A 7187-nucleotide genomic window follows, 5' to 3' on the forward strand; every position below is an offset into this window, starting at 1 on the left:
ACTTGTCCGGGATTAATTGCGGCTATTTCTGTAAAAGATACAATTAAAATTGTAGATAATACAGGTATCGTTATCGACACCCCGGACAGAGCTAACCTGTGGGCGGCTCAAACTCCCCAAGGTTTTGATGTCGAACTCCTCAAAACCTGTCACGACAAGGGACGCGCTCTCGGGTGGGAAGTAACTGACGATGCCGCATTATTTGAAAAATGTGGTCTCCCCGTTACTATCGTCCCCGGCGAAGAAACCAATCTCAAAATTACCACCCCAGTCGATCTCGCGATCGCAGAATTTATTCTCAGAAGTAGGGGGGAGATGGGAGATGGGAGTAGAACGTGACTAAGAAATTCAGACGATGGCGTCCTGATTTGTATTTTCCCCTCTTACCCATTACCCATTACCCATTACCCATTACCCATTACCCCATCTCCCATCTCCCATCTCCCATCTCCCCTATCCCAACCCAATACCCGTATGAACCTGGGGAAATTTTGCACTCGCGTCAGCCTTGCTTTGATTACGACACTTACTGCCAGTATTCCGCTCCAGGCAACCGAACTCGGGCCAGAAAGAGTTTTAAATGCTGTTTATAAAGGATTGCGGCAAGTAGATGCCACGAGATCGAGACCTAAAGTCCGCTGGAATGTCCTCAATGGTGCTTCCAGTCCGTGCGGACGGATAGGGGGCAGCTTGTATTGTACCCGCAACAATACGATTTATATTACCAACCAACATATTCGGATGGCGTATCAATACGGCGATGCCGCATTAGCTTATATTTTGGCTCATGAATATGCCCATGCCGCCCAGACAATTGGTGGCTTCAGACCAAATAATATTACCGCGATCGAACTCCAAGCTGATTGTATGGCGGGTTTCTATATGGGTGCCATGCCTGGTGTCACCTTCGATCGAGAAGATATCGAGCAAATCGCCGCAATTGCCTATAAGGTGGGAGATTATGAATTTAATAACCGCCAACACCACGGTACGCCCGAACAGCGCGCTAAAGCCGTATTGCTCGGTTTTCAAGCATCTCAAGGTAGAGGAATTTCGGCTTGTCGGGTGCGGTAGAAAATCTCAGACATAAGTGCGAAAATCTAAAGGAGTAAGTATCAATGTAAGTACGGTATGAAGATTGCGATCGCGGGAGCTACTGGATTTGTTGGCAGTCGGCTAGTCGAACAACTCCAAGCAGAGGGACACGAGGTAGTAATTTTTACGCGGAGTCCTCAACAGGCAAGCAATCGCTTCGGACGAGCGCAGATCGTCGGCTACAGTCCGCTCCAGTCGGGCGCGTGGCAAGAGTCGATCTCGGGTTGTGATGCGGTAGTGAATCTAGCTGGAGAACCCATCGCCGAAAAGCGCTGGACGCCAGATCACAAGCGCACGATCCTGGAAAGTCGCCAAATCGGTACCCAAAAAATCGTCGAAGCGATATCCCAATCTAGCGTCAAACCGTCCGTCCTGATCAATGCCTCCGCGATCGGCTACTATGGCACCAGCGAAACTAGTAAATTTGATGAAACTAGTCCAGCGGGTAAGGATTTTCTGGCTGAAGTCTGCACGGCATGGGAAACTGCCGCACAAGCAGTTACCAATACTGGTACCCGCTTGGTTATCCTCCGCATGGGGATCGTCTTGGGCGAAAATGGTGGTGTCTTAGGCAAGATGCTAGCACCTTTTAGCGCCTTCGTCGGCGGCCCGATCGGCAGCGGCAAGCAGTGGTTTTCTTGGGTACATCGCGATGATGTCGTTAAGTTGATAATTCAGGCTATTACCGATCCGCAAATGCAGGGTGTCTACAATGCCACTGCACCTAATCCCGTGACGATGGAAGTTTTCTCCCAAACGTTAGGCTCCGTCATGAACCGCCCTTCGTGGCTTCCCGTCCCCAATTTTGCCCTCGAAGCGCTGCTCGGTGAAGGCGCGATCGTCGTTTTACAAGGACAGCAAGTAGTCCCTACCCACACTCTCGCTCAAGGTTTTGACTTTCAATACTCAACCATTAAACCAGCTTTAGCTGCGATTTTAGGGAGCTAGGCAGTAGGCTTTAGGTTTTGGGCTTTAGGAAGTAGGTAAGATCGGTAAGTAGGTATATCCAACGATCGATCGGATAGATTATGCCTGAAACCTAGACGGTGGGCAGTGCCCACCCTACTTCTTTCATCCACTATCCACTATCCACTATTCCCTAATTACAATTGCTTCGATCTGAGCGATATTGGTAGTGAGATCGACTGTGGTAATCGCCCACCGGAGGGGTTCGCCCCATTCTTGGAGTTTAGTTTCGATCGCGGTATTGAGTTCACCTTTAGTAGTAGTAATATCCATTTCGATCTCGATCGATTCAATAATCATTTAGGGGATAGGGGATAGGGGATATGGGTATCGATCGCCTCAAGCTGAATTTACTTACAGAAGTTAATAAATAATAAATACCAGTGTTAAATTTGAAAATATTACCGCTTGCTAAATCCATCACAGCGCTATTAACTACCTGGCTGACGCGGCTGACGATCGTGGCGCTGATGTGGTTTTCGTTGGGTTTCCAGGATTTCACACTTGCTGTTAGTAAGCAGACTAATTATAGTCGGATTAATCTAACCGATCGCGATTTTGCCGGACAAGATCTCACAGGCGGCGTATTTGTATCGTCCGAGTTACGCGGTGTAAATTTGAGTAAAGCAAACTTGACAAACGCCATGTTGACGATGGCGGTAATGCTCAAGTCAAATCTATCAGGAGCCAATCTCACGGGTGCATTAGCAGATCGAGCCACCTTCGATGAAGCCGATCTGACTGATGCAATTCTCACAGAAGCTACCCTGACTCGATCTCGGTTCTACGGTGCCAAGATTACGGGCGCTGATTTTACCGATGCCTTAATCGATCGAGCGCAAATGAAACTACTATGCGAACGTGCCGAGGGAATCAATCCAGTGACAGGAGTCGCTACTCGGGATAGTTTGGGGTGTCGGTAAGAGGTAAGAGGTAAGAGGTAAGAGGTGATGGGTTTAGATTCTCTCCCGTCTCCCTGTCTCCCCATCTCCCATCTCCCATCTCCCATCTAAATTCTAAAGATTTGCCAAAGATCTTCTATCCCTCTATCGCATCTATTCACTTGTGGCACCGACAGTAGTTAAACTATTCTTATAATAGATATCTAAATAATCGATCGCAATTAATATGAGTGTTGTTAGTCAAGTTATTCTAAAAGCCGATGACGATCTTCGTTACCCCAGTACTGGAGAACTCAAAAATATCCAGTCATTTCTGCAAACTGGCGAACAGCGAATTCGGATCGTTACCACGCTAGCAGAAGCCGAAAAGAAAATTGTCGAGCAGGCTAGCAAACAGTTATGGAAGCAACACCCCGACTATATCGCCCCAGGTGGTAATGCTGCGGGACAAAAACAACGCGCTCAGTGTCTCAGAGACTACGGTTGGTACCTGCGGTTGGTTACTTATGGCGTACTTGCTGGCGATAAAGGGCCGATCGAGGAAATCGGACTGATTGGCGTGCGGGATATGTATAATTCCTTGGGTGTTCCCGTTGCTGGGATGGCTGATTCGATCGTGGCACTCAAAGAAGCTTCTCTCAGCCGCCTCAGCGAGGAAGATGCTGCTGCTGCTGCTCCTTACTTTGATTACATTATTCAAGAGATGTCCTAAATCGCCATTGAATTGTTGATGTATTGGACATATCGATCGACAACCCTCAGTAATCCTGGGGGTTGTTTTGTTTTTGTAGATAAACTGAAGTTAGCGGCAAACCTAACTGTCAACTGAATCTACATGAATTTAATCGAGTTTCTACTCAAAGCATCGTGGCTGAGCGTCTTGGCGGCGGCGATTACTGGTTCGATTAGTGGGATCGGCAGTGCTGCCTCGATCGCGCTCATCAACCACTCGATCGGGCGCATCACTCCGGAACACCCTCAAGCACCGCCAGAGCTGTTGTGGGGCTTTCTAGGGCTGGTTGTGGTGACGTTGATTACCAACTTAGTCTCCCAGTTTTTACTCGCACAGTTGGCGCAAGATGCGATCTACAAATTGCGGCTGCGGATTAGTGGCTGGATTTTGGCGTCTCCACTGCGCCATCTGGAAGAACTCGGCTCCAGTCGGCTACTGGCGACTCTGACTGAAGATATTCAATCGATTTCGAGTGGTGTCTTTAGTATTCCGACGCTGTGTGTCAATGCGGCGATCGTGGTTGCATCGCTAGTTTATCTCGGCTGGCTGTCGATCGGGGTATTAGTCGGGACGCTAGTATTTATGGCACTGTCGATTAGCGTGGTGCAACTGCTCATCAACCAAGCGATTCGGATGTTTACCGTCGCGCGGGAAGAAAATGATGCCCTGATGCAACATTTTCAGGCAATTACCAACGGCATCAAAGAACTGAAACTCCACTCCCAACGGCGGGAAGATTTTATCGATGAAGATCTCCAAACTACCGCCGCAACGCTGCGCGAATACCGAATTGGCTCCCAACGGGCGATCGCACTCTCGGCGGGGATTGGCGAACTGTCATATTTTGTACTCCTGGGATTATTAGTCTACGGCTTACCCCAAATTCAAACAGTTTCTGCCGAACTAATTTCTGGCTACGTGCTGACGATCTCCTATCTGATGCGTCCGATCGGGAACACCTTAGCAATCTTGCCAGCTTTGAGTCAAGCAGGTGTCGCCATCCGGAAAATCGATACATTAGGATTATCGCTAGCCAGCCGCGCCGAAACCGTCGCCCGCACGACTACCAATCCCCGCCAATTCGATCGAATCGACATCAAAAATGCTACCCACAATTACCAGCTTGCTGGCGAAGAAAACACCTTCACATTAGGGCCGATCGATCTTGCCCTTCATCCCGGCGAGTTAGTATTTATCGTCGGTGGAAATGGCAGCGGCAAATCCACATTAGCCAAACTAATCACTGGTTTGTATGTGCCAGATAGTGGTGAGATTCGATTAGATGGCAATGTTATTGACGATCGCAACCGTGAATTATATCGCCAGTTATTTTCAACCGTATTCTCAGACTTTTATTTATTCGATCGCTTTGTGGGCTTGCGACTTGCCGATGAAGACGCACAAGCAAATATGTACTTAGAAAAACTCCAACTCACTCATAAAGTCGCGATCGCCGATGGCAAACTTTCCACTACCGCACTCTCTCAAGGTCAACGCAAACGTTTAGCCCTCCTGACAGCCTACCTCGAAGATCGTCCTATTTATCTATTTGATGAATGGGCAGCAGATCAAGATCCATTCTTTAGGGAAATCTTCTATCAGCAACTCCTCCCCGAGCTAAAACAGCGTGGTAAATCGATCTTAGTTATCAGTCACGACGATCGCTACTTTCATCTCGCCGATCGGGTACTTAAGCTGGATTATGGCAAAATAATTAACAACTAATTAACGTGAGTTCGGGATAAGGAAAACTGATTTGCTCCGCTCAAGCACCGCCCTGAACTATAAGTTCGGGCTAAAAGCAAAAGTTCGTTAAAACGAACTACCAAATTGATTAGTTCGTTTCAACGAACTTTTGCTTTTAGCCCCCGCTTGGTGCGCTAAACCGTCGGGAGACCCGACGAGCGCGCATCCGCAAATTCATTTGAGGGCGGTGCGGAAACGAAGCTAGGAGTCATCGGTCGAAAATCCTTAACCCGAACTGACGTTAATTACCAAAACTTCCACCACCGCTTACCCACCCACGCCGCACCCGCGACAAACTTTTTACCGTCAGCAGTCGTACCCGAATAAGCCCAGTAGACACCCAAATTACTATGATTATTGGGATCGGTGACGACTTGCCCTGGTTCGAGCCACTCACTTGCGCCCAATTCATACCATTCTTGAAACTGTTGAGCGCTGAGAAACCCACCTGTGAGTGAGTGGAGGACGAGAGTGTGACCCTTTTGAACGTAAGTCCCGAATCGATCGATCCGAATTCTTTGGGTCGATTTATTAGTAATTTTGGTGGTGTAGTATGGTTTGCGATTCTCGTTCCGAGAGGCTTCTGCTAAGGCAGAGGCTTCGCCAACGCCAACGGAGTCACGATTCGGGTGATGAGAGATCTCCAAGTAGCTTTTGCCTGCTTGGAGATCTGCTAGTTCTACTGTTGCAAAAATCACATCCTCAATTAGCGGGCGCGTACCATCGTATTTTGCCTTGAGAGCTGCTGCAAATTGCTGTCCCTTAGTTTTGTCGGTAGCTACTTTGCCCCGCTGTGCAGTGGCAATAACATGGCGATCGAGACTTGTTGTCATACATACAGCGGGGTTTGACTCGCGCGTTTGCAATTGCTGATTTATCACTGGCTACCTCAACTCACACCTAAACTGGCTATAGGTTTAGGATGCCCAGTCGAGAGCCAAAATCGATCTTTGAGCGCTGTACTCCAGCATGTCCGCTAGCAAAATCTGGATATTTCGAGTAAAAATCCGCCAATTAGTGTTGACTTCGCTCCGAGCTTGGGTACCTTATTACTACAAGGGACTAGATAGCTGCTACCGAAATCGTCGATCGCACTGGCACTTCTCGCTGTGAAGGCAGGTAGTCGATTCTCATTCTGAGAGGCTACGCCAACGGGAGATGTTTTGTATCGATCGTCACTATTTAGTCTCAAAAGTGTACTTAATTTTACGTTAAAACCAGATTTATCTGATTTGAAGAGAATAGTTGCATCTTATAATGAGTGTCAACTTGACAACCAATGTAAGAGCAGCAAATTTGTATCGTGATTATCAGTATCAAACCTGACAAAAAGATTAAGATACGTTGCGAACCGTGCGCGACCGCCAAATGAAGATGAGATCGTCCATTGTACCTGTCAACCCAAACACCCTAAACTTACCTGTGAGGAGCACCACCCAGATGTCATCAGCATTTTGGAAATCTGTATTAATTAGCCCTGTAGCATTCGGGTTCGCCATGTTATTGTCCACTAGGGTAATGGCGGCACCAAGCACTGAGAGCATTGTTGCTCCAGTTGCTGACAACGCGAATAGCCTCATCTTTAATAAAGCTAGCGGTACCAACCCTGTTAGAGTAGCCGCTGGTGAAAATCCTGCAAGCAAGCCCCAAGTCGATCCTACTGACGATGTTGCTAGCGACGTCAAACCCGGTCAGTGGCAATATACCGCCCTGCAAGGGATTGCGACTAAATATGATTGCAACGC

General features: G+C 48.0%; 9 protein-coding genes and 1 pseudogene. 7 read left to right on the top strand and 3 right to left on the bottom strand.

What is annotated here, in order from left to right; translation table 11 throughout:
* The 3 genes from RMO35_RS02980 to RMO35_RS02990 all read left to right on the top strand — a co-directional run.
* Window positions 1-339 (top strand): 2-C-methyl-D-erythritol 4-phosphate cytidylyltransferase (locus tag RMO35_RS02980; protein ID WP_309738454.1); only part of this gene is annotated, 339 nt, incomplete at its 5' end.
* 135 nt (window positions 340-474) lie between these two features.
* Window positions 475-1074 carry a neutral zinc metallopeptidase gene (locus tag RMO35_RS02985; protein WP_309738455.1) on the top strand — a complete coding sequence of 200 codons (600 nt, stop codon included), beginning with the start codon at window positions 475-477 and terminating at the stop codon, window positions 1072-1074.
* 57 nt (window positions 1075-1131) lie between these two features.
* Window positions 1132-2043 (top strand): TIGR01777 family oxidoreductase, encoded by a 912-nt coding sequence (locus tag RMO35_RS02990; protein WP_309738457.1) that lies wholly within the window; start codon window positions 1132-1134, stop codon window positions 2041-2043.
* 144 nt (window positions 2044-2187) lie between these two features.
* Here RMO35_RS02990 and RMO35_RS02995 read toward each other — a convergent pair whose 3' ends face one another.
* A complete protein-coding gene (locus tag RMO35_RS02995; protein WP_309738458.1) occupies window positions 2188-2361 on the bottom strand; it encodes a hypothetical protein in 174 nt (57 codons plus the stop codon).
* Window positions 2362-2531: 170 nt separating this feature from the next.
* Between RMO35_RS02995 and RMO35_RS03000 the strand changes: the two genes are divergently transcribed.
* From RMO35_RS03000 to RMO35_RS03010, 3 genes are all read left to right on the top strand, one after another.
* A complete protein-coding gene (locus RMO35_RS03000; RefSeq protein ID WP_396134915.1) occupies window positions 2532-2984 on the top strand; it encodes a pentapeptide repeat-containing protein in 453 nt (150 codons plus the stop codon).
* Window positions 2985-3189: 205 nt separating this feature from the next.
* Entirely contained in the window at window positions 3190-3675 is a 486-nt protein-coding gene (locus tag RMO35_RS03005) for an allophycocyanin subunit alpha-B (RefSeq protein WP_309738460.1), read from the top strand.
* A 123-nt stretch (window positions 3676-3798) separates the two neighbouring features.
* Window positions 3799-5421 (top strand): cyclic peptide export ABC transporter, encoded by a 1623-nt coding sequence (locus tag RMO35_RS03010; RefSeq protein ID WP_309738461.1) that lies wholly within the window; start codon window positions 3799-3801, stop codon window positions 5419-5421.
* Window positions 5422-5687: 266 nt separating this feature from the next.
* Here RMO35_RS03010 and RMO35_RS03015 read toward each other — a convergent pair whose 3' ends face one another.
* Both RMO35_RS03015 and RMO35_RS03020 read right to left on the bottom strand, forming a co-directional pair.
* On the bottom strand, window positions 5688-6275 hold the full coding sequence (locus RMO35_RS03015) for a hypothetical protein (RefSeq protein ID WP_309738462.1): 588 nt from the start codon (window positions 6273-6275) through the stop codon (window positions 5688-5690).
* Window positions 6276-6776: 501 nt separating this feature from the next.
* Window positions 6777-6941, bottom strand: a complete 165-nt coding sequence (locus tag RMO35_RS03020) for a hypothetical protein (protein WP_309738463.1) — start codon at window positions 6939-6941, stop codon at window positions 6777-6779.
* Window positions 6942-6960: 19 nt separating this feature from the next.
* On the opposite strand from RMO35_RS03020, the pseudogene RMO35_RS03025 reads away from it, so the two are divergent.
* Window positions 6961-7187, top strand: a pseudogene (locus RMO35_RS03025) (hypothetical protein); the annotation flags it as partial.

The sequence above is a fragment of the Chamaesiphon sp. OTE_20_metabat_361 genome, from assembly GCF_031364565.1.

What these genes read in the sequence shown, in the direction of transcription:
- RMO35_RS02985 (WP_309738455.1), top strand. Translation starts at nt 475, where the DNA reads ATGAACCTGGGGAAATTTTGCACTCGCGTCAGCCTTGCTTTGATTACG.
- RMO35_RS02990 (WP_309738457.1), top strand. Translation starts at nt 1,132, where the DNA reads ATGAAGATTGCGATCGCGGGAGCTACTGGATTTGTTGGCAGTCGGCTA.
- RMO35_RS02995 (WP_309738458.1), bottom strand. Translation starts at nt 2,361, where the DNA reads ATGATTATTGAATCGATCGAGATCGAAATGGATATTACTACTACTAAA.
- RMO35_RS03000 (WP_396134915.1), top strand. Translation starts at nt 2,532, where the DNA reads ATGTGGTTTTCGTTGGGTTTCCAGGATTTCACACTTGCTGTTAGTAAG.
- RMO35_RS03005 (WP_309738460.1), top strand. Translation starts at nt 3,190, where the DNA reads ATGAGTGTTGTTAGTCAAGTTATTCTAAAAGCCGATGACGATCTTCGT.
- RMO35_RS03010 (WP_309738461.1), top strand. Translation starts at nt 3,799, where the DNA reads ATGAATTTAATCGAGTTTCTACTCAAAGCATCGTGGCTGAGCGTCTTG.
- RMO35_RS03015 (WP_309738462.1), bottom strand. Translation starts at nt 6,275, where the DNA reads ATGACAACAAGTCTCGATCGCCATGTTATTGCCACTGCACAGCGGGGC.
- RMO35_RS03020 (WP_309738463.1), bottom strand. Translation starts at nt 6,941, where the DNA reads ATGGCGAACCCGAATGCTACAGGGCTAATTAATACAGATTTCCAAAAT.